Source organism: Actinophytocola algeriensis (assembly GCF_014203735.1).
GTDB classification, from domain to species: Bacteria; Actinomycetota; Actinomycetes; order Mycobacteriales; family Pseudonocardiaceae; genus Actinophytocola; species Actinophytocola algeriensis.
Window position 1 is genome coordinate 229,275 of sequence record NZ_JACHJQ010000007.1, and the last position, 20,384, is coordinate 249,658.

The 20,384-nt window shown below is 71.9% G+C and carries 20 protein-coding genes; all 20 read right to left on the reverse strand.

The annotated features are described in order from the left end of the window. Positions 1-195 precede the first annotated feature (195 nt). The 20 genes from FHR82_RS32320 to FHR82_RS32415 all read right to left on the reverse strand — a co-directional run bounded on the left by FHR82_RS32320 (position 196) and on the right by FHR82_RS32415 (position 20,340). Positions 196-831: a hypothetical protein gene (locus tag FHR82_RS32320; RefSeq protein ID WP_184814388.1), complete on the reverse strand. Its 636-nt coding sequence runs from the start codon at positions 829-831 to the stop codon at positions 196-198. Positions 832-864: 33 nt separating this feature from the next. After that, positions 865-1,695, reverse strand: coding sequence for a DivIVA-like cell division protein Wag31 (gene wag31 / locus FHR82_RS32325; RefSeq protein ID WP_184814389.1), 831 nt, complete (start codon positions 1,693-1,695; stop codon positions 865-867). Positions 1,696-1,742: 47 nt separating this feature from the next. Continuing rightward, the gene (locus FHR82_RS32330; RefSeq protein ID WP_184814390.1) at positions 1,743-2,027 is read right to left on the reverse strand and encodes a YggT family protein; all 285 of its coding nucleotides are present in this window, start codon (positions 2,025-2,027) and stop codon (positions 1,743-1,745) included. Positions 2,028-2,046: 19 nt separating this feature from the next. Next, positions 2,047-2,742: a cell division protein SepF gene (locus FHR82_RS32335; protein WP_184814391.1), complete on the reverse strand. Its 696-nt coding sequence runs from the start codon at positions 2,740-2,742 to the stop codon at positions 2,047-2,049. 36 nt (positions 2,743-2,778) lie between these two features. Then, the gene (locus tag FHR82_RS32340) at positions 2,779-3,507 is read right to left on the reverse strand and encodes a YggS family pyridoxal phosphate-dependent enzyme (RefSeq protein WP_184814392.1); all 729 of its coding nucleotides are present in this window, start codon (positions 3,505-3,507) and stop codon (positions 2,779-2,781) included. Continuing rightward, entirely contained in the window at positions 3,504-4,217 is a 714-nt protein-coding gene (gene pgeF / locus FHR82_RS32345) for a peptidoglycan editing factor PgeF (protein ID WP_221464538.1), read from the reverse strand. The genes FHR82_RS32340 and pgeF overlap by 4 nt, the downstream gene beginning before the upstream one ends. A gap of 168 nt (positions 4,218-4,385) precedes the next feature. After that, on the reverse strand, positions 4,386-5,753 hold the full coding sequence (ftsZ, locus tag FHR82_RS32350) for a cell division protein FtsZ (RefSeq protein WP_184814393.1): 1,368 nt from the start codon (positions 5,751-5,753) through the stop codon (positions 4,386-4,388). 193 nt (positions 5,754-5,946) lie between these two features. After that, on the reverse strand, positions 5,947-6,453 hold the full coding sequence (locus tag FHR82_RS32355; RefSeq protein ID WP_184814394.1) for a DinB family protein: 507 nt from the start codon (positions 6,451-6,453) through the stop codon (positions 5,947-5,949). A 42-nt stretch (positions 6,454-6,495) separates the two neighbouring features. After that, complete coding sequence (locus FHR82_RS32360) at positions 6,496-7,524, reverse strand: cell division protein FtsQ/DivIB (RefSeq protein WP_184814395.1); 1,029 nt, start codon at positions 7,522-7,524, stop codon at positions 6,496-6,498. Next, positions 7,524-8,945: a UDP-N-acetylmuramate--L-alanine ligase gene (gene murC / locus FHR82_RS32365; protein ID WP_184814396.1), complete on the reverse strand. Its 1,422-nt coding sequence runs from the start codon at positions 8,943-8,945 to the stop codon at positions 7,524-7,526. Before murC ends, FHR82_RS32360 begins: the two co-directional genes overlap by 1 nt. A 46-nt stretch (positions 8,946-8,991) precedes the next feature. Next, positions 8,992-10,092 (reverse strand): undecaprenyldiphospho-muramoylpentapeptide beta-N-acetylglucosaminyltransferase, encoded by a 1,101-nt coding sequence (murG, locus tag FHR82_RS32370; protein WP_184814397.1) that lies wholly within the window; start codon positions 10,090-10,092, stop codon positions 8,992-8,994. Then, on the reverse strand, positions 10,089-11,510 hold the full coding sequence (gene ftsW, locus FHR82_RS32375) for a putative lipid II flippase FtsW (protein ID WP_184814398.1): 1,422 nt from the start codon (positions 11,508-11,510) through the stop codon (positions 10,089-10,091). The genes murG and ftsW overlap by 4 nt, the downstream gene beginning before the upstream one ends. Continuing rightward, positions 11,507-12,847 (reverse strand): UDP-N-acetylmuramoyl-L-alanine--D-glutamate ligase, encoded by a 1,341-nt coding sequence (gene murD, locus FHR82_RS32380; protein ID WP_184814399.1) that lies wholly within the window; start codon positions 12,845-12,847, stop codon positions 11,507-11,509. The genes ftsW and murD overlap by 4 nt, the downstream gene beginning before the upstream one ends. Before the next feature lies 1 nt (position 12,848). Beyond that, positions 12,849-13,937, reverse strand: coding sequence for a phospho-N-acetylmuramoyl-pentapeptide-transferase (gene mraY, locus FHR82_RS32385; protein ID WP_184814400.1), 1,089 nt, complete (start codon positions 13,935-13,937; stop codon positions 12,849-12,851). Then, the gene (locus FHR82_RS32390; RefSeq protein ID WP_184814401.1) at positions 13,934-15,415 is read right to left on the reverse strand and encodes a UDP-N-acetylmuramoyl-tripeptide--D-alanyl-D-alanine ligase; all 1,482 of its coding nucleotides are present in this window, start codon (positions 15,413-15,415) and stop codon (positions 13,934-13,936) included. The genes mraY and FHR82_RS32390 overlap by 4 nt, the downstream gene beginning before the upstream one ends. A 106-nt stretch (positions 15,416-15,521) precedes the next feature. Then, entirely contained in the window at positions 15,522-17,078 is a 1,557-nt protein-coding gene (locus tag FHR82_RS32395; RefSeq protein WP_184814402.1) for a UDP-N-acetylmuramoyl-L-alanyl-D-glutamate--2,6-diaminopimelate ligase, read from the reverse strand. Positions 17,079-17,149: 71 nt separating this feature from the next. Continuing rightward, positions 17,150-17,815, reverse strand: coding sequence for a rhomboid family intramembrane serine protease (locus FHR82_RS32400; RefSeq protein WP_221464540.1), 666 nt, complete (start codon positions 17,813-17,815; stop codon positions 17,150-17,152). A gap of 46 nt (positions 17,816-17,861) precedes the next feature. Then, positions 17,862-19,079, reverse strand: a complete 1,218-nt coding sequence (locus tag FHR82_RS32405) for an RNA polymerase sigma factor (RefSeq protein WP_184814403.1) — start codon at positions 19,077-19,079, stop codon at positions 17,862-17,864. A gap of 2 nt (positions 19,080-19,081) precedes the next feature. Continuing rightward, positions 19,082-19,429, reverse strand: coding sequence for a YciI family protein (locus tag FHR82_RS32410; protein ID WP_184814404.1), 348 nt, complete (start codon positions 19,427-19,429; stop codon positions 19,082-19,084). 131 nt (positions 19,430-19,560) lie between these two features. Then, positions 19,561-20,340, reverse strand: a complete 780-nt coding sequence (locus FHR82_RS32415) for a TetR/AcrR family transcriptional regulator (protein WP_184814405.1) — start codon at positions 20,338-20,340, stop codon at positions 19,561-19,563. Positions 20,341-20,384 lie beyond the last annotated feature (44 nt).

A 20,384-nucleotide genomic window follows, 5' to 3' on the forward strand; every position in this document is an offset into this window, starting at 1 on the left:
GCCACACGGGGACGACGTGACGCCGCGGTACCACCCCGCTTGCCGGCGCACGTGCGCGCCGACCTCTCGTTCATCGGCTGTGACGGGCCGGCCCGTCCGGTTCTAATGAGGCCTCGCGGCCCGTTCTTCCGGAGGCTCCCCGGTGATGGCCGGTTCAACGCCTGTACTTCAAGGATGTCAGAACACGCAAGCCGGTTAGCGCGCGGCCCGGTGCCTGGCGGCGAGGACCGCGTCCGGACCACAGCGGGCGCACGGCGTGAAGCCGAGCTGGCGGGCCTCGGAGACGGCGATCGGGATCGTCGCGCGCGGGCCGAGCCAGGTGCACGTAGCCAGGTGGTAGCGGGGGTGTTCGTCGACGACGCGGACCTCGGCGTCGAGGCCCGCGACCACGAGCAGGTCGCTCGCGTCCGTCGGTTCCTCGTCCGGTTCGCTGGTGTCGGCGACCGGCGCCACTGCCGGTTCCGCCGCCACCACCGGCTCGATGTGCGTGGTCACCTCGGTGTCGGACTCCGGCTCGACCGCGGGCGGGAGTGGTTCCTCGTCCGCGATCTCCGGCTCGTCGAACTCGTCGGGCCGGCCTGGCCGGTGCGGTGGGTCTGATCGGTCCGGTTGGTCACCGCGACGGGCGCCACCCACCGTGACGACCGTCGGTTTCGCCGAGTCGCCCGCGCGCGCCTTGCGCCGGCCGCTCAGCCAGTCGGTGACCAGCAGAGCGGCCGCCGCCACGCTCACCACGACGGAGATCCACGCCCACAGCGTGTTGGCCGTGGTCAGCGCGGCGATGAGCAGCCCGAAGGCAGCCACCACCAGCGCCAGGACTATGTACAGCACTGGTCAGTCAGGTTGTTCTCGGAATGGTGCGGCTCAGCCGGCCTCGGCCCGCGGGCCGAACGCGTAACCCTGCTGCCCGGACGACCGCCCGCTGTCCGACGACGAGCCGGTGGTCGGCGCCGCGGATCCCCGGTCACCCAGTTCGCGCAGGCTCGACTCCAGGAACGTCTTCAGCCTGGTGCGGTACTCGCGCTCGAACGTGCGCAGCTCGTCGATCTTCTTCTCGAGCGCCGTGCGCTCCGCCTGCACCTGACCGATGACCTCGGCGTGCTGCCGCTGTGCCTCGCGCTCCAGCGTGGTGGCCTTGTCGCGGGCCGAACGCTCGAGCGTCTCCGCGCGGGTCCGCGCGTCGTTGAGCATCGTCTCGGCACGGGTGCGCGACTCGTTGATCATCGTGTCCGACTTGGCACGGGCCTCGGACAGCAGCTGCTCGGACTTGGTCCGTGCCTCCGCGAGCATGCCGTCGGACTCCGCCTTGGCCTCGCCGGTGAGCCGGTCCGCCATCTCCTGGGCGAGCCCCAGCACCTTCGCGGCCTGGACGTGATGATCGCCACCGGCGGAGCCGGGGGAAGTCTGCTCGAGTGCGCTCGGTGGCGGCACCGGCGTCAGCCTGCGCGGCTCCTCCACTCGCTGTGGCGCGGGTGCGACCGATCGTGCGTCCTCGATGTCCGCGCGCGCCGACTCGAGCTGCGCGTCGAGCTGCTCGACCTGCGCACGCAGGTCGTTGTTCTCTTCGAGCAGGCGGGACAGCTCGACCTCTACCAGGTCAAGGAACGCGTCCACCTCGTCCTCGTTGTAGCCCCGCTTGCCAATGGGAGGCTTGCTGAACGCGACGTTATGCACGTCAGCGGGGGTCAACGACATCTGATCACCTCACGCACTCAGGGGCTGTCTTCCACCCGGTTTCCCCACTAACCGGGATAGGCCAGTCGCATCAGTATGAACACGACCAACAGCAGCACCATAATCGATAGGTCCAGCCCTACGCCTCCGATCCGGACCATCGGTATCAACCGACGGACCAAGCGAACCGGAGGATCGGTCACTGTGTAGATGGTCTCCAGCGTTACCGCAACCCCGCCGGCCGGGCGCCACTCCCTCGAGAACGCTCGGACGAGCTCCACCACGACTCGCGCGGTCAGGAACAGCCAGAAGACGAACAGTACCCAATACAAGACAAGCCGCACGGGATCCACGTGTCAACTCTGCCATCTCTCACTGTCGGTTGAGCAACCCGCCCTCCGCTATGCGCCGTTTGTCCTCGGCAGTGGGGTCCTGGTTGGGCGGTGAGATCAAGAACACCTTGTTGGTCACCTTGTCCATCGAGCCCCGCATGGCGAACACGAGACCGGCGGCGAAGTCGACCAGTCGGCGGGCGTCGGCGTCGTCGAGCTCGGTGAGGTTGATGATCACCGGAGTGCCGTCCCGGTAGTGCTCACCGATGGTGCGCGCGTCCGCGAAGCCCGTCGGGTGCACGGTCACGATCCGCCCCATCGGGTACCCCCCGGTGCTCGGCTTGGCCGCTGGCTCGGGACGCGGCAGCGGCCGCGGCGCCGGGCGCGGCTCGACGGCCAGCGCACCCTGGGTCGGTGCTTCCGCGGCCCAGGCGGCACGCGGCCTGGCAGCCGAACGAGCCGGGAAGTCGGCGCGCGCCGAGAGCTCCGTCTCGTACCCGTCCTCGTAGCGCGCGTCGTCGCCCCGGCGACCGAAACCGCGCCTGCGCGGTGGCTCGCCGTAGGGGTCGTAGTCGTCCTCGTCGGAGAGGTACTCGGGACGTCGGTAGCCGCGGCCGTGCCCGGCGCGGTCGCCGTAGTCGTCGCCGTATTCGTCCAGGTCATCGAGGTCGTAGCCGTCGTACTCGTCGGCAGGGACCATGCCGAAGTAGGCCTTCAGCTTCTGCAGCGTGCCCATACCCCTGCCCTCGGTGCGTGCGGTTCCCTCAACGTGTTATGGCGAGGCTAGGCCACGGGTACCCAGTAACGCGGTTCCGACACGCACGCAGGTCGAACCGTGAGTAACGGCCGATTCGAGATCACCGGTCATCCCAGAGGACAGTTCCGTGGCCTCCGGATGATCTTCACGCAGGCGATCGGAGGCCCGCGCGAGGCGCTCGAACGCCTCGTCCGGGGTCATGGTGAGCGGGGCCACAGCCATCAGTCCGCGCAACCGTAATTCACTCGAACGGGCGACATGATCGGCAAGCGGCATCAGCGTGTCGAGTGGCGCTCCGCCCCGTTCCGGGTCGCTGTCGATGCTCACCTGGACCAGGACGTCGAGCGGGGTGGTCCGGTCGCCAGCCTCCCGCGCGTTGCGCACGGCCTTGTCCAGGGCGTCCACGAGCCGGTCCGAGTCGACGGACTGGATCTCGGCGGCCCAGCGGGCGACGGCACGGGCCTTGTTGCGCTGCAGCCGGCCCAGCATGTGCCACCGCACTGTCGCGTCCGGGCGCAGTTCCCGCAGGTCAGCGACCTTGGTACCGGCTTCCTGCTCACGGTTCTCGCCGAGGTCGACGACGCCGAGGTCGGTCAGCAGGGCGGCGTCCGAGGCCGGGAACGTCTTGGTGACCGCGATGAGCCGAACGGTGTTCTCCGCGCGCCCGGCGGCCCGGCAGGCGGCCGTGATCCGCTCACGGACGGTGTCGAGCGCGGCCGCGATCTCCGCTCGCCGATCGGTCATGACGCGTCCGTCGGGTCGAGCCACGTGAGCGCGGCCAATCGCCCAGTGGTGCCGTCCCTGCGGTGACTGAACAGCGTTTTGTCCTCCACCGTGCACCGCGGATCGATCCCGATCTTGGCGACACCGGCGTCGGCGAGCTGCTGCCAGAGACCGGCGCGGATGTCGAGGCCAGGGGTGCCCTTGCGGGTCTTGGTCGCGCTGCCCGGCAGGTGCGCCTCGACGTCGGCCTGCATGGCGGCCGGGACCTCGTAGCACTCTCCGCACACGGCAGGACCGAGCAGCACCTCGATCCGGTCGACGCTCGCGCCGGCCTTCTCCATGGCGGCGAGCGCGGCCGGGAGCACGCCGACGCGGGCGCCGACCCGGCCCGCGTGGACGGCGCCGACGACGCCCGCCCCGGGGTCGGCGAGCAGGACCGGCACGCAGTCGGCGCACAGCGCGACGAGCGCGAGGTTCGGCTCGGTGGTGACGATCGCGTCCGTGGCCTCGACGGCTTCGGTGCGCGGGCCGTCGACGATCTCGGCGTTGCGGCCGTGCACCTGTTCCATCCAGACCAGCCGGTCCCGGCCGAGCCCGAGCTCGTCGGCGAGCCGCGCCCGGTTGGCGGCGACCGCCTCCGGGTCGTCACCGACGCCACCGCCGAGGTTGAACGACTCGTAGGGCGCCTTGGACCGGCCGCCCGCGCGCGTCGTCACCACACGCCTGATCAATACCGCCACCCCGCATTTAAAAGTGTTGGTCACGTTCCAGCGAACGGTACCGAGGGGCGCGTGGTTGGTGGCTGAGTGCCGTCACGTTCCCCTGAGGTGCGGTTGATTGCCGGGAGACACCTCGTCACCTTCTCAGCGCGGGCGACGTGCCTTTGCGACGTTGTCTGGTCAGCGGCGCATGAACGGCGGGACGTCCACCCCGTCGTCGTCCGGCTCGTCGGTCACCGGGACCGCGCGGGGCGGCAGGCTGCCCGAGGTACCGGCGGGACGCGGCCGGGGCGACGCCGAGGGCGGGACGCTCGCGTTGCCCATCGGGTTCGAGTAGCCGACCGCGGCCTGCCGGGGTGGCGGGGCGGTCTGCGGCGTGCTCGGCGCCGGAGGGCTCGGGTTCGCGGTGGCCTGCGGCTGGGGGTTCGGCGTGACCGGGGCGCTGTGCTGCTGCACCGGTGCGGGCGCCGGGGTCTGCGGGGCGGCCGCCGGCGGCTCCTGACGTTCCGGTGCCGGGCGGTTCACCTCGCCGGACTGGGCCGAGGCCGTGCTGGTGCCGCGGGAGCTGACCATGGTCGGGTCGAGCTTCTTGTGCGTCGGCGTGCCGCTGTCGAAGCCTGCCGCGATCACGGTGACGCGGACCTCGTCGCCGAGGGAGTCGTCGATCACCGTCCCGAAGATGATGTTGGCCTCGGGGTGCGCGGCCTCCTGCACCAGCGACGCGGACTCGTTGATCTCGAACAGGCCGAGGTCCGAGCCACCGGCGATGGCGAGCAGGACGCCGTGGGCGCCGTCCATGGACGCCTCCAGCAGCGGCGAGTTGATCGCCTTCTGCGCGGCCTGCACCGCGCGACCCTCGCCGCGGGCGGAGCCGATGCCCATGAGCGCGCTGCCCGCGCCGGACATGACGCTCTTGACGTCGGCGAAGTCCAGGTTGATCAGACCCGGGGTCGTGATCAGGTCGGTGATGCCCTGGACACCGGACAGCAGGACCTCGTCGGCCGAGCGGAAGGCGTCCATCAGCGAGACGCCGACGTCGCCGAGCTGCAGCAGGCGGTCGTTGGGAATCACTATGAGCGTGTCGCACTCGTTGCGGAGCTCGGTGATGCCTTCCTCGGCCTGGCGCGCGCGGCGCTTGCCCTCGAACGCGAACGGGCGCGTGACGACACCGATGGTGAGCGCACCGAGCTTGCGTGCGATCGACGCGACGACCGGCGCGCCGCCGGTGCCGGTGCCGCCGCCCTCACCCGCGGTGACGAACACCATGTCGGCGCCCTTGATGACCTCTTCGATCTCCTCGCGGTGGTCCTCCGCGGCCTTGTGGCCGACCTCGGGGTTCGCGCCCGCGCCGAGGCCACGGGTCAGTTCGCGGCCGATGTCGAGCTTGACGTCGGCGTCGGACATGAGCAGAGCCTGCGCGTCGGTGTTGACCGCGATGAACTCGACGCCCTTGAGGCCGACCTCGATCATGCGGTTGACAGCGTTGACCCCACCGCCGCCGATTCCGACGACCTTGATCACCGCCAGGTAGTTGTGCGGGGGCGTCATCGGGCCGCCTTCCTGATCTGAAGCCTTGTGCTGTTCCCCGAGACAGTCGCGAGACGTAAACCCTGAACCTCTACGAGAGACTTAGAGTTATGTCAAGCGCTGACGTCGAATCAGGACGGTATGCATGGACCGTTCCCGTTTCCAGCCGCCACGCCGCGTAGTTGCGATGTTGTGTGTGCCATTCACCCTTCGGCTACTCGCCGGTGCTGCCGTCAAGCAGCTCGCGGAGCAGGTCCAGGTGACCGGCATGGCGCCCGGTCTCCTCAATCATATGGATCAGGGCCCAGCGGAAGTTGACCGGTTCGCCCTTGTGCGTCGCGGTCGCGTCGAGGTCCAGTTCCGAGGCCACCGCCCTGCTCCGGGCACATTCCGCGGTGTAGTTCGCGATCAGGTCAGCCAGCGGCGTGCGCATCCCGGCGGTGAACTCGGCATCCGGGTCTTCCGCGAAACGGTCCCGCCACTCGTCGGGCCTGCCCGCGAACAGCACCCCGAACCAGTACTGCTCGACGTAGGTGAGGTGCGCCACCAAACCGGCGACGGTGGTCAGCTCGGACGGCACGAGCGCGCGGCGGGCCTGTTCGTCGGTGAGGCCCTCGGCCTTCATGACGACAGCGCTGCGGAGGAAGTCGAGGAACCCGGCGAGCTGCTCGCGCTCCCCCGCCACCCCGGGTGGTTCTGGTCTGGTCTCAGTCGAGGTCATGCCGGGCATCCTGCCGCAGCGGACCAGCGGTTCTCGCGTGCTTTACCCGGACACCGTCGGGAAGTCGGGGGTCGCGACGTCGTAGGTCTTGCCCGGCCGGGTGAGCAGCGGAGCGAGGACGGCCGCCTTGCGGGCGTTGTCGCGGGCATTGCCCCACTTGACGACGCGGCCGTCGGCGAGGGTGAGGCGCACGTCGCCGGGGGTGTCCGCGGTGACGGTGACGATGTGGGTCCTGAGCTGCTTGGGGAGGGCGCCGAGGACGGTGACCGCGGCCTTGGCGGCGGGGTTGTCCGGGCGGATGTCGTCCATGGCCAGGGTGGGCAGCCCCGGCGGAGCGGTCCTGGTGACCGCGTAGTCGAGGCCGGTGGCGTCGATCAGGTGGATCTCCGCCCCCGCCTTGCGGACGGCGACCGGGCTGCGCTCGGTGACGATGATCTGGACCGTGCTGGGCCAGGACCGCTCCACCACGACCTCGAACACCCTCGGCAGTGTCGCCACGCGGGCGGCGGCCCCCTCGGCGTCGAGGCGGACCATGGGTGTGCCGTGCTCGATGGCCGCGGCCGCCACCACGTCGGCCTCCGGGATCTCCTCGGTGCCGACGACCTCGACCGACCGCACGCCGAGCAGTGACGTGAACATCACCAGGTAGGCGACCGCGACCACGGTGAGCACGGCCAGCACCGCGACCCACCGGCGGGCCAGGTACCGGCCGCGGGTCGGGCCGCCTTCGGACCGGGGAGCCGCCGGACGGGTGCGCCGCTTGAGCGTGCGGCTGGAGTCGCGGGTGGTGTCGGCCCGGACGCGGGCGCGGTCCCGCTCCGCGCGGCGCGCGGCGGCGGCACCGGCACGCGTGCGCGTGGTGCGGGTGCCGCCTGTCCGTGCCGCGCCGCCGGTCCGTGCAGTGCCGCCGGTCCGTGCCGCGCTGTCGGTCCGTGGTGTGCTCTCGGTGGTGTCGGCATCGGCCCGCTCAGTGGGACGGCGCCTGCCCCGGCTCCACGACTCGCGGGTGCCGTCGGCCGCTCCCCCGGTCCTGCCCCGGGAGCGGTCGCCGCCGCGGGCCGTGCCGGACATCAGGCCCGGACCCGGCGGTCCAGTTCGGCGATCAGCTCGGGACCGAGCATGGTCACGTCACCCGCGCCCATGGTCAGCACCAGGTCGCCCTCGCCGGCCAGCGACGCCACCAGCGCGGGCACGCGCTCGAACGACCCCTCGAACCGGACGCGGTCGGCGGGCAGCGGCACGTTGTCCACGATGAGCTGCCCGTTCACGCCCGGCTCCGGCTGCTCCCGTGCGCCGTACACGTCCAGGACCACGACCTCGTCGGCCAGGCCGAGGGCCTCGCCGAACTCCTTCGCGAACAGCCTGGTCCGCGAGTACAGGTGCGGCTGGAAGATCACCACGACCTTGCCGCCCTGGGCGGCCGGGCGGACGGCCCGCAGCTGCGCGGCGACCTCGGTCGGGTGGTGGGCGTAGTCGTCGTAGACGCGCACGCCGCCTGCCCGGCCGGTGAACTCGAACCGCCGCCGCACGCCACCGAAGGTCGCGATGCCCTCCAGCAGGCCCTCGAGCGGGGCACCGAGCTCCAGGCCGGCGATGATCGCGCCCAGTGCGTTGAGGGCCATGTGCTCACCCGGCACCGCGACCCTGACCTCGACCTCGGTGCCGTCGAGCAGCACGCCGGCCACCCCGGCTGCGCCGGAGTCCCCGCCGGGTTCGTAGCCGGTCATCGTCACGTCCGTGGCGGCCCGGCCGTAGCGGCGGACCCGCACGCCCTTGCTCTCGGCGATCAGGCCGAGCGCGGCGGCACCCGGGTCGTCGGCGCACACGATGAGGACGCCGCCCTCGGTGACACGGTCCACGAAGGACTCGAACACCGCGTTGTAGGCGTCGGCGGTGCCGTGGTGGTCGAGGTGGTCGGGCTCCACGTTGGTCACGACCGCGACCGACGGCGAGAACGCCAGGAACGACCCGTCGCTCTCGTCGGCCTCCGCCACGAAGATGCCGCCCGCGCCGTGGTGGGCGTTGGACCCGGACTCGTTGAGGTCGCCGCCGATCGCGAACGACGGGTCGAGCCTGCAGTGCTGCAGCGCGACCGTGAGCATCGACGTGGTGGACGTCTTGCCGTGCGTACCGGCGACGCAGGCGATGCGGTGGCCGTCCATCAGCGCGGCGAGCGCGGCGGAGCGGTGCAGCACCTCGAGCCCTCGGGCCCGCGCCTCCACCAGCTCCGGGTTGTCGGGCTTGATGGCGGACGACACGACGACCGTCGTCGGCCCGCCGTCGAGCAGGTCCAGGTTCCCGGCGGCCTGACCGACCGCGACCCGCCCGCCCTGTGCCCGCAACGTCATCAGCGTCGGCGACTCCTTGGCGTCGGAGCCGGACACCGCCGCGCCGCGGTCGAGCAGGATCCTGGCGATGCCGCTCATCCCGGCACCGCCGATACCCACCAGGTGGACCCGATCCAGAGAACCCGTCACGACCGCTCCTCGCACGCCTCGCGCGACCCGCGCACGCGGTGGTCCGCTCCGCAGGCTCCGCTCACTTGCCCACCACTTCCAGCACCATGCGCGCCAGCACGTCCGCGGCCTCCCGGTGCCCGGTGCCCTGTGCGGCGGCGCTCATCTTCTTGAGCCGCAACGGGTCCGTGAGCAGCGGCACGACCGTCTCCGCGGTGCGCTGCGGCGTCAGCTCGTCGTCGGAGATCATCAGCGCGGCGCCCGCGTCGACCGACGGCCGCGCGTTGAGCGCCTGCTCACCGTTGCCGATCGGCAACGGCACGTACACCGCGGGCAGCCCGACGGCCGACACCTCGGCGACGGTCATCGCACCGCACCGGCACAGCACCGCGTCGGCGGCCGCGTACGCGAGGTCCATGCGCTCCAGGTACGGCACGGACACGTAGCGCGGCGCACCGGGGACCTGTTGCACGGCAAGGGAGTTCTTGGGGCCGTGGGCGTGCAGCACGCCGATGCCGCGCTGCCCGAAGATCTCCGCGCACGCCGACACCGCGTTGTTGATCGTCCGCGCGCCCTGCGAGCCGCCGAACACCAGCAGCGTCGGCGCGGTCGGGTGCAGCCCGAAGAACTGGCGGGCCTGCGCACGCAGGCGGAACCGGTCGAGACCGATGATCGAGCCACGCAGCGGGATGCCGATCACCTCGGCGTTCGGCAGGCCCGTGCCCGGCACGGCGACCGCGACGCGCTCGGCGTACCGGGCGCCGATCTTGTTCGCGAGACCGGCCTTGGCGTTGGAGTCGTGCACGACGATCGGGGTGCGCCCGCGAGCCGCGAGATAGGCAGGCAGGGCGACGTAGCCACCGAACCCGACGACGACGTCGGCGCCGACGCGGTCGAGCACCTCACGGGTCTGCTTGATCGCGGAACGGACCTTGAGCGGCAGCTTCAGCAGGTCGACGTTCGGCTTGCGGGGCATCGGGACCGGCGGGATCATCTCGAGCTGGTAGCCGCGGGCCGGGATGATCTGCTTCTCCAGGCCGCGCTCGGTGCCGAGCGCGACGATGCGCGCGTCCGGCCGGATCCGGCGCACCGCGTCGGCCAGGGCCAGCGCGGGCTCGATGTGCCCCGCGGTCCCTCCCCCGGCGACGACGACGCAGGGTCCACGGTTGGCAGGGGTGGTCAAGAACGTCCTCCTAGTCTGCGGCGCGGGGCGGGCGGCCGACCTCGGGCGGTGACACGAGCTGTGCCACGACCGGCGGAGCGACCGGCGGAGCCTCGCTGCGTGGCGGGTGGCCGGACCGGTTTGCGCCTGACCGGCGGCTGGTAGGGCTCCGGGGCGGGGAGCCGCATCAGCCTGCCGAATCGGCCCGGCCCCTGAGAGCGTAGTGCGGCCACTGCTTCGGGCTCATGCCGCGCACAGTTCGCGAGGACGCCGAACACCAGCATGGTGGTCACGACGGACGTGCCACCGGAGGAGATCAAGGGCAGCGTGATGCCCGTGACCGGCAACAACCCGACCACGTAGCAGATGTTGATCGCGGCCTGGGCGACCAGCCACACGGTCAGCGTGGCGGAGACCATCCGGATCCACGGGTCGATGTTGCGGGTGGCGACCCGCATGCCGGTGACCGCGAGCATGCCGAACAGGCCGAGCACCAGCGCGGAGCCGAGGAAGCCCAGCTCCTCGCCGATGAGCGCGAAGATGAAGTCGTTGTGGACGTTGGGCAGGTACTCCCACTTCGACTGGCCCTGCCCGATGCCCTTGCCGAACAGCCCGCCTTCCGCGAGCGCGTACAGGGCCTGGTCGGACTGGTAGTCGGCGCCCAGGCTGTCCTCGCCGGGGTTGAGGAACGACACCACGCGGGCCAGTCGGTAGTTGGTGCCGATGGCCAGCAGGACCACGCCGGCCAGGCCGCCGAGCGCGAGCGCGCCGAACAGCCGCAGCTGGGCACCCGCGAACCACAGCAGCGCGATGAGCACGACGCCGAGGGTGACGGTGCCGCCGAGGTCGGGCTGCAGCATGACCAGCGCGAACATGACCAGCGCGGCGGGCACGACCGGCACGAGCAGGTGCCGGTACTGGTGCAGCAGGCCGCGCTTGACGACGAGGATGTGCGCGCCCCACAACGCGAGCGCGAGCTTGGCGAACTCGACCGGCTGCACCGACAGCGGCCCGACCCGGAACCAGCTGCGGGTGCCGTTGAGCGTCGAACCGAGCGGGGTGAGCACGAGCACCAGCAGCAGCACGCACACCCACAGCGCGATCGGGCTGAACGCGCGGATCCGCTGCAGCGGCACCCGCACGCCGATCCAGAACAGCACGAGCCCGACCAGCACGAACACGACCTGCTTGCCGAACACCGTGTACGCGGAGCTGCCCTGGTTGATGGAGATGACCGCGGACGCGGACAGCACCATCACCAGGCCGATGACGATCAGCAGCACGCAGATCGCGAGGATCAGGTGGAACGACGCGAGCGGGCGGCCGAGCCACGCGGTGAGCGCGGTGCGGATGGCGCCGAGGCGGCCGGTGCGCTCCTTGCGGTCGGTCTTGCCGTCGGACTCGCTCTTGGTGTTCTTCGACTCCTCGAGTGCCGTCATCCGCGCTCCGCCAGCACGTCGCGCACGGCGTCGGCGAAGGCCGTGCCGCGGTGCACGTAGCTGGCGAAGAGGTCGTGGGACTTGGCGGCGGGCGCGAGCAGCACCACATCGCCTGCAGAGGCCATCGCGTTCGCCACGCGCACCGCAGTGAGCATGGGGTCATCGTCTCGTGAAGGGACGCGATGGACCGGCACATCCGGCGCGTGTCGCGCGAGTGCGGCGGCGAACACGTCCTGGTCGACTCCGATCAGGACCGCGCCACGCAGCCGGGGCGCCGCCTCGGCGACCAGGTCGGTGACCTGCGCGCCGTGCAGGAGACCACCGGCGATCCACACGACCGACTCGAACGCGCCGAGCGAGCCCTGCGCGGCGTGGGTGTTGGTGGCCTTGGAGTCGTTGACGTACCGGACGCCGCCTGCTTCGGCGATCAGCTCGACCCGGTGCGCCGGTGGCCGGAAGGCGTTGAGCCCGGCGCGGACGTCCTCGGGTGACACGCCGTACGCCCTGGCCAGCGCGGCCGCGGCGAGTGCGTTGGCGACGTTGTGCGGCCCGACGGGCCGGACCTCGGCGACCGGCACGAGCAGCAGGTCGCCGTGCACGAGCCAGCCGTCGGTCGCGCCGAACTGGCCCGCCGCGGGGGTGCCGGTCGTGAAGCTGACCCGCTCCGGCGCGTCGGCCGCGAGGCGTTCCGACTCGACGTCGTCGGCGTTGTAGACCGCGAGCGCGGCACCGTCGTAGATCTTGCCCTTGTCGGAGACGTAGGAGGCCATCGTGCCGTGCCACTCGATGTGGTCCTCGGCGACGTTCAGCACGGCGGCGGCGTGCGCGCGCATGGACGACTGCCAGTGCAGCTGGTAGCTGGACAGCTCGACGGCGAGCACGTCGTAGCCACCGAGGACCGCGTCGACCACGGGCAGGCCGATGTTGCCGCAGGCCACCGCCTTCGCGCCAGACGCGAGCAGGATCGCCTCGAGCATGCCGACGGTGGTGGTCTTGCCGTCGGTGCCGGTGACCGCGAGCCAGACGGGTGGGTGTTCGAGCGCCTGGCCGAGCCGCCAGGCCAGCTCGACCTCGCCGAGCACCTCGACCCCCGCCTCGGCGGCCGCGACGAGCAGTGGCGCGGTCGGCGGCCAGCCGGGGCTGGTGACGACCAGGTCCGTGCCCACGGGCGGGGCGGTGAGCCCGGCGACGGTCGCGACGCCGTCCGGCAGGCCGGTGAGCCGGTCGGCGGCCGCGTCGGTGACGGTGACGTGCGCACCGCGCTCGAGCAGGGCGGCCGCCACCGACTTGCCGGTGACGCCCGCGCCTGCGACGAGAACCTGCTTGGCGGCGAACATGTCAGCTGCCGACCGCGGTCAGCCACTCCGAGTAGAAGAGGCCGAGACCGAACATCGCGCAGATCCCGGCGAGCAGCCAGAACCTGATGATCACCGTGGTTTCCGCCCACCCGGCGAGCTCGAAGTGGTGGTGGAAGGGCGCCATCCGGAAGAGTCTTCGCCGTGAGGTGCGGAAGACCGCGATCTGCAGCACCACCGACAGCATCTCGACCACGAACAGACCACCGACGATGACCATCAGCAGCTCGGTCTGCGTGGTGATCGACAGACCGGCGACCAGGCCACCGAGGGCGAGCGAACCGGTGTCACCCATGAAGATCTTCGCCGGGGCCGCGTTCCACCACAGGAAGCCGATGCACGCGCCCATGGCCGCGGCGGCCACCACCGCGAGGTCCAGCGGGTCACGCACGTTGTAGCAGCCGACGGTCGGGTCGGCGGCGCCGCAGTTGTAGCGGAACTGCCAGAACGTGATGACCACGTAGGTGCCGAACACCATCGCCGACGAGCCGCCCGCGAGACCGTCGAGGCCGTCGGTGAAGTTCACCGCGTTCGACCAGCCGGACACCAGCAGGTAGCAGAAGACGATGAACCCGATGGTGCCGAACGAGACGATCGTGAGGTCGCGGACGAACGACAGGTTCACCGACGCGGGCGTGAACCCGTAGTCGTCGGCGAAGTTGACCGCGAGGATCGCGAACGCCACGGCCACCACCAGCTGGCCGACCATCTTGGCGGTCTTGTTCAGCCCGAGGTTGCGCTGCTTGCGGATCTTGATGAAGTCGTCGAGGAAGCCGACGAGGCCGAGGCCGACGGTCAGGAACAGCACGAGCAGCCCGGACGCGGTCGGCGCCTCGCTGTCCTCCGAGACGAGCGAGGTCACGAGGTGGGCGGCGAAGTAGCCGACCACCATGGCGACCAGGATCGCGACGCCGCCCATGGTCGGGGTGCCGCGCTTGGACTTGTGCCCCTGCGGCCCTTCCTCGCGGATCTCCTGCCCGAAGCCCTGCCGGGAGAACACCCGGATCAGGTAGGGCGTGAACATGATGGAGACGATGAGGGCGATGGCGGCGGCGAGCAGGATGCCGATCACGCGCGGCTCCCCAGGAGCGCGTCCGCGACCCGCCAGAGGCGCTGCGCGTTGGAGGCCTTGACCAGGACCACGTCGCCCGCGCGCAGCTCGGCGCGCAGCAGGTCGACCGCGGCGTTGACATCGGGCACCAGGACCGGCTCCTCTCCTCGCGAGCCGGCACGGCTCGCACCTCGGTGCATTGGCTGCGCGGCCGCGCCGACCACGACCAGCCGGTCGACGGCCAGGTCCGCGGCGAGGCGGCCGATCTCCTCGTGGATCCGGTCGTGGTCGCTGCCCATCTCGGCGAGCGGCCCGAGCACTGCCCAGGCACGACCGGTCCCCGCTCCGCTGATGGCCACCAGCGTCTTCAGCGCCTCGCGGGTGGCCTCGGGGCTCGCGTTGTACGAGTCGTTGATGACGGTGACCCCCTCGTCGGTGGTCTCGACGGCCATCCGGCGCGCGGACACGGCCGTCGCGGTGGACAGCCCGGCGGCCACGTCGGCGAGCGGCATCCCGGCGGCCAGCGCGACGGCCGCGGCGGCCAGTGCGTTGCCGACCTGGTGCGCGCCGTGCAGCAGCAGGGCGACCCGCGCCTCGCCCGCCTCGGTGACGAGCGTGAACGACGGGCGCGCCGTGGCGTCCAGTTCGACGTCGGCGCCACGCACGTCCGCGTGCTCGGCGAGCCCGAAGGTGAGCACGCGGGCCTTCGTGCGGGCGGCCATGGCGGCGACGAACGGGTCGTCGGCGTTGAGCACCGCGACCCCGCCGTCGTGCGCCGAGGGCAGGGCCTCGACCAGCTCGCCCTTGGCCTGCGCGATCGTCTCCTGGGAGCCGAACTCCTCGATGTGCGAGGTGCCGACGTTCAGCACGGCCCCGATCCGCGGCGGCGCGATCTCGCACAGGCCCGCGATGTGGCCGACCCCGCGCGCGGACAGCTCGAGCACGAGGTGCTTGGTGTGCTCGTCGGCGCGCAGCACGGTCCACGGGTGGCCGATCTCGTTGTTGAACGAGCCGGGCGGGGCGACGGTGGCGCCACGCGCGCTCAGCAACGCCGCGATGAGGTCCTTGGTGGAGGTCTTGCCCGCCGAGCCGGTGACCCCGACGGTCAGCATGCCGTTCGCGGTGAGCCTGCGCGCCACCTCGCGGGCCACGGCGGCGAACCCGGTGAGCACGGCGGCGCCGCTGCCGTCCGTGTCGCCCGCGAGCGCGTACACGCGCGACGGCTCGTCGACCGCGACCGGCGGGACGAGCACGGCAGGCGCGTCGACCTCGCGGGCGGCGAGCACGCCGACGGCACCGTCGGCGACCGCCCGCGCGGCGAAGTCGTGGCCGTCGACCCGCTCGCCCGGCATCGCGACGAACAGACCGCCGGGGCCGATCGCGCGCGAGTCGAACTCGACGGTGCCGGTGACGATCTCGTCGCCGGTCGCGGTGCCGTCCGGACTGTGCAGACGGCCGCCGGTCGCCTCGGCGATCTCGGCCAGCGTCATGGGGATCATCGCCCACCCCCGGCACGAACCCGGTTGACAGGTCCGTTCAACCGGGCCCGGGGAGCCCCGTTCAGCACGTCGGCCGAGAGCACCGGCGGTTTCGGTGCGTGGCGGGTCATGTGGACTCCTCGTTCAGGCGGGCCCAGATCGCCGACCGCAGTTCGTCGTGGTCGGAGAACGGGTGCACGACGCCCTTGATCTCCTGGCCGGTCTCGTGCCCTTTGCCCGCGATCACGACGACGTCGCCGGGGCGCGCGCGGTTCACCGCCTCGGCGATCGCGGCGCGGCGGTCGCCGATGTCCAGCACCTCGCCGCGCTCCCCCGGCGGCACCGCCTCGGCGCCGGCGAGGGTCGCCGCGCGGATCGCGGCCGGGTCCTCGGTGCGGGGGTTGTCGTCGGTGACGATCAGCAGCTCACTGCGGCGGGCGGCGGCCTCACCCATCATCGGCCGCTTCTCCACGTCGCGGTCGCCGCCACAGCCCAGCACCACGATCACGCGGCCGTCGGTGCGCGCCCGCATGGCGTCGAGGGCCAGCGCGACCGCGGCGGGCTTGTGCGCGTAGTCGACGACGGCGGTGAAGTCCTGGCCCAGCGCGACCCGCTCCATGCGGCCCGGCACCTCGACCGAGCCGAGCCCGGCCGCGATGTCCGTCGGCGCCACGCCGACCGCGTGCAGGCAGGCCGCGGCGACGAGCGCGTTCGCGACGTTGAACGCGCCGGGCATCGGCAGCGTCACCGGCAGCGTCACCCCGTCGGGCCCGTGCACGGTGAACGTCTGCTCACCCGCGTAGGACGTGGTGACGCCGGTCGCGGTCCAGTCGCCCCCGCCCTGCGTGGCGACGGTGACCGTGTGCGGGGTGACGAGGCGCTTGCCCCACTCGCCGTCCACGCACACGACCTCGGTGGTGGACCGGCCGTCGAACAGCAGCGCCTTGGCCTGGAAGTAGTCCTCCATGTCGGAGTGGAAGTCCAGGTGGTCGCGCGAGAGGTTGGTGAACGCGCCGACCGTGAACCGGGTGCCGCTGGCCCGGCCGAGCGCGAGCGCGTGGCTCGACACCTCCATCGGCACGTGCGTGACGCCGCGCTCCACCATCACCGCGAACAGCGCCTGCAGGTCGGGTGCCTCCGGCGTGGTGAACGCACTCGCCTGGCGCTCCCCCGCGATGCGCGTCTCGACGGTGCCGACCAGCCCGGTCGTCATGCCCGCGGCACGCAGCCCCGAGTCGATCATGTACGTGGTGGTGGTCTTGCCGGACGTGCCGGTGATCCCGAGGACCGCGAGGCGCAGCGACGGCTCGCCGTAGATCCAGGCGGCGACGGACCCGAGCACCTGGCGCGGGTCGTCGTGGATGACCACGGGGACGTCCCTGCACGCGGCGCGCCGGGCACCCTCCTCGTCGGTGAGCACCGCGACCGCACCGGCCCGCACCGCTTCCGCGGCGAAGTCGGCGCCGTGCACGCGGGCACCGGGCAGCGCGGCGAACAGGTCACCGGGTAGCACGTGCTGTGCACGGAGCGTGGCGCCGGTGACCTGGGCGGCGGTGTCGTGGGCGCGGTCCCGGCCCAGGACACGCGCGTCTGCCCGCGCCACCAACGTGGTGAGCGGTACTGGTTCGATCCTGGTGGGGCGAGGCGGTGCCGTGACGGCCTTGCCAACGAGCTTGGCGGGCACGTCGCGGAAGGTTACCTGCGCACGGAGGGCGATCAAGGACACCCTGGTGCGGACGGCCGCGTCACGTTGGGCTACACGGCGGGCGGCAACCCCGGCAAGGCGTCCCCGGACGACTCCGCAACCGGTTTCCTCCTGGGCAGGCGCAGGAAAAGCGCGGCGGCCATGCCACCGACGAGCCCGGCGACGTGTCCCTGCCACGACACGCCTTCCCGGCCGAAGCCCACGGAGTTCCACATCGCGTACCCGTAGGCGAGCGCGACGCCGATCGAGATGACCACGTCCGCGGGCCTGCGGTCGACGAACCCCCGCAGCAGCAGGTAACCGAAGTAGCCGAACACGACCCCGCTGGCCCCGACCGTGACGCTGTTGGCAGGCGAGAACAGCCAGACCCCGAACCCACCGATGACGATCACGACCAGCGTCATCAGCAGGAAGCGCTTCGGGCTGGGAATGGCCGCCATGATCCCGAGGCTGAAGAGCGGGAGCGCGTTGCCTGCGAGGTGCTCGAGACTCCCGTGCAGGAACGGCGAGGTGATGATGTCGAGCAGGCTGCTCGCCTGCCGCGGCAGGATCCCGCCGGACTGCGCCAGCGAGTAGTCCGTGCCCGCGTTGATCAGCTGCACGATCCAGAGCAACGCGAGGAACGCCACCATGAGCGACGCGGCGCGCCCGATCGGGCTCCCGAGCGCCCCTTCCTCGTCCGGCGTCGGCAACGGCGTGGTCGGCAGATTGCTCACAACCCGAGTATTCGGCACCCCGCGACTTCCCGAAACCCCGGAGCGATCACGGTTCGTGCGCGCAGCCGCGGGCCAGCGCCAGAAACTCCTCCCTGCGGCGGAGCCGGTACTCGCGTTCTGGTTCCGTTGCCTGGCCGGCCAGGGCCGCGGTAAGCGCCTCGGCCGCCTCCTCGTACCGGCGTTCGCGGGCCAGCAGTTCCGCGCGTACGGCGTGCACCCTCGGGTTCGGCGGCACGTGCTCGGCCAGTGCCAGTCCCGCCGCCGCTCCCGACGCCTCGGCCACCGCCACCGCCCGGCCCAGCGCCGCCGCCTCGCTCGGTGCCACCGACACCAGCAGGTCGTACAGCCGCACGATCTCCGCCCAGTCCGTGTCCTCGTAGCGGGCCGCGCGGGCGTGTTCCGCGGCGATCGCGGCCTGCAGCTGGTACGCGTCCGCCTGACCGGACGTCCGGCGCAGCGAGTCGTTCAGCAGCTCGATGCCCCTGCCGATCGCGCACGTGTCCCACCGCGTGCGGTCCTGCCGGTCGAGGGTCACCACCTCGCCCGCCTCGATCCGGGCCGGGCGGCGGGCGTCGGTCAGCAACAGCAGCGCCAGCACCGCGGCCGGCATCGGCTGGTCCGGCAGCAACTCGTGCAGCAGCTCGGCCAGCCGGACCGCCTCCGCGCACATGTCGACGTCGTGGTCCGCGTGGCCGGTCGTGTAGAGGCTGTGGACCACCCCGCACACCGCGGGCAGCCGGGCGGGGAGCTCCGCCGACGGTGGCACCCGGTACGGGATGCGCGCGACGGCGATCTTCTGCCGCGCCCTGGTCAGCCGCTTCGCCGTGGCCGCCTCGGTCGTGAGCAGGACGCTCGCGATCTGTGCCGGGGACAGGCCGCACAGCGTGCGCAGCGCCAGCGCGACCCTGGTCGGCGGGGACAGGGACGGGTGGCAGCACGTGAAGATCAACCGCAGGAGGTCGTCGGCCACCACGTGGTCCGGGGGCACGTCCTCGCGGGTCAGGTCGGCCAGCCGTTCCTTGTCCGCGCGCACCCGCTCCCGCCGCAGGATGTCGATCGCCTTGCGGCGGGCGGTGACCGTCAGCCACGCCCTCGGCCGCGGCGGCACCCCGGTGACCGGCCAGGCGCCGAGCGCCGCGATCGTCGCCTCCTGCACGGCGTCCTCGGCCAGCCCGACGTCGCCGAGGGTCCGGATCAGGGTCGCGAGGATGCGCGTGCCCTCGACCCGGACCGTCTCGGCGACGGTGTCGTGCTCCGCGCGCACCGCTACCGCGCCGCGATGACCGGCCGGACCTCGACGGCGCCGCCCCAGGCCGCGGGGATCTCCGCCGCGATCGCGACCGCTTCCTCCAGGTCGGCGGCCTCGATCAGGTAATACCCGGTCAGGGCCTCCTTGGTCTCGGCGTACGGGCCGTCGGTGGTCACGACCTGACCGCCACGCGCGCCCTCCACCCGGACCACCGTGGCCGTGCTCGTCGGGTGCAGCACGGCGCTCTGCGTGATCCGCTCGGCGTGGTCCACCCCGAACTTGCGGTACTCCGCGAGCTCCTCCGCGTGCTCCGGCGCCCACCAGTCCACGTCGGCGGTGTAGGTCATCGCCAGGTACTGCGCCATCTGGTTCCCTCCTCGGTCCCGGCCCGCCCTGGGCCGTCAAGGATGGAACGAACGGGCCCCATCCGGAAAGGACATCATCCGGCCGCCTTCTTCCAGCACCTCGGCCCCACCAGCACCCCGGCACGGCCTGTTCATCGCGACCGGCGCTCGATGCCGTCCAGCAGCGCGGCGAGGCCGGTCCGGAACGTCTCCGTCGCGGCCTGTTCCTGGTAGGGCACGGTCTCGTCGGTCATCGTGAAGCCGCCCGACCGGGCGAGCTTCGCGACCGCGGGGAAGCGCTGGTCGAAGTCCGGTGCCATCTCGGTCAGCAGCGCGGACCGGGCGTACCACCAGTCCTCGTCGGACGTGCCGGTGGCGGCCGACGCCTCCCGCGCCTCGGCGACGACCTGCGCGACGCCGCGGACGAACTGGAACAACGCGCCGGTGACCTGCCGCAGCGCGGCCGGGTCCAGGCCGGTCTCGAACAGGAGCCGCACGACCTCGTCCAGCACCACGTACTCGTTGGGACCCAGCACCGGCCGCGCCTGCGACACCTGCAGCACCCACGGGTGGCGCAGGTAGAACGCCCACATGTCCTCCGCCCACGCGGTGAGCGCGGGCCGCCAGCCGTCGCCGAGGTCGTAGGTGCGGTGCGCCTCGGCGATCACCGTGTCGTACATGAGGTCGACCAGCTCGCCCTTGCTCGGCACGTAGGTGTAGAGCGCCATGCCGGTGCGCCCGAGCCGCTCGCCGACCGCGCGCATCGACAGCGCCGCCATCCCGTACTCGTCGGCGACCTCGATGGCCGCCGCGACGATCGCGTCGATCGTCAGCCCCTGTTTCGGACCGGGCCGCGGCTCCTCCGCGAGCGGGGTGCGCCAGAGCAGCGCCATCGAGCGACGTGCGTCGCCCTGACCGGCGAACACCACCACGTTTGCAACTCCTTACGCCATAAAGTACTGTTTTCTGGCATCAC

Excerpts from the sequence above, each read along its gene's own strand:
- wag31 (WP_184814389.1), bottom strand. The coding sequence starts at position 1,695 with ATGTCGTTGACCCCCGCTGACGTGCATAACGTCGCGTTCAGCAAGCCT.
- FHR82_RS32335 (WP_184814391.1), bottom strand. The coding sequence starts at position 2,742 with ATGGGCACGCTGCAGAAGCTGAAGGCCTACTTCGGCATGGTCCCTGCC.
- FHR82_RS32340 (WP_184814392.1), bottom strand. The coding sequence starts at position 3,507 with ATGACCGATCGGCGAGCGGAGATCGCGGCCGCGCTCGACACCGTCCGT.
- ftsZ (WP_184814393.1), bottom strand. The coding sequence starts at position 5,753 with ATGACGCCCCCGCACAACTACCTGGCGGTGATCAAGGTCGTCGGAATC.
- FHR82_RS32355 (WP_184814394.1), bottom strand. The coding sequence starts at position 6,453 with ATGACCTCGACTGAGACCAGACCAGAACCACCCGGGGTGGCGGGGGAG.
- FHR82_RS32360 (WP_184814395.1), bottom strand. The coding sequence starts at position 7,524 with ATGTCCGGCACGGCCCGCGGCGGCGACCGCTCCCGGGGCAGGACCGGG.
- ftsW (WP_184814398.1), bottom strand. The coding sequence starts at position 11,510 with ATGACGGCACTCGAGGAGTCGAAGAACACCAAGAGCGAGTCCGACGGC.
- murD (WP_184814399.1), bottom strand. The coding sequence starts at position 12,847 with ATGTTCGCCGCCAAGCAGGTTCTCGTCGCAGGCGCGGGCGTCACCGGC.
- FHR82_RS32390 (WP_184814401.1), bottom strand. The coding sequence starts at position 15,415 with ATGATCCCCATGACGCTGGCCGAGATCGCCGAGGCGACCGGCGGCCGT.
- FHR82_RS32410 (WP_184814404.1), bottom strand. The coding sequence starts at position 19,429 with ATGGCGCAGTACCTGGCGATGACCTACACCGCCGACGTGGACTGGTGG.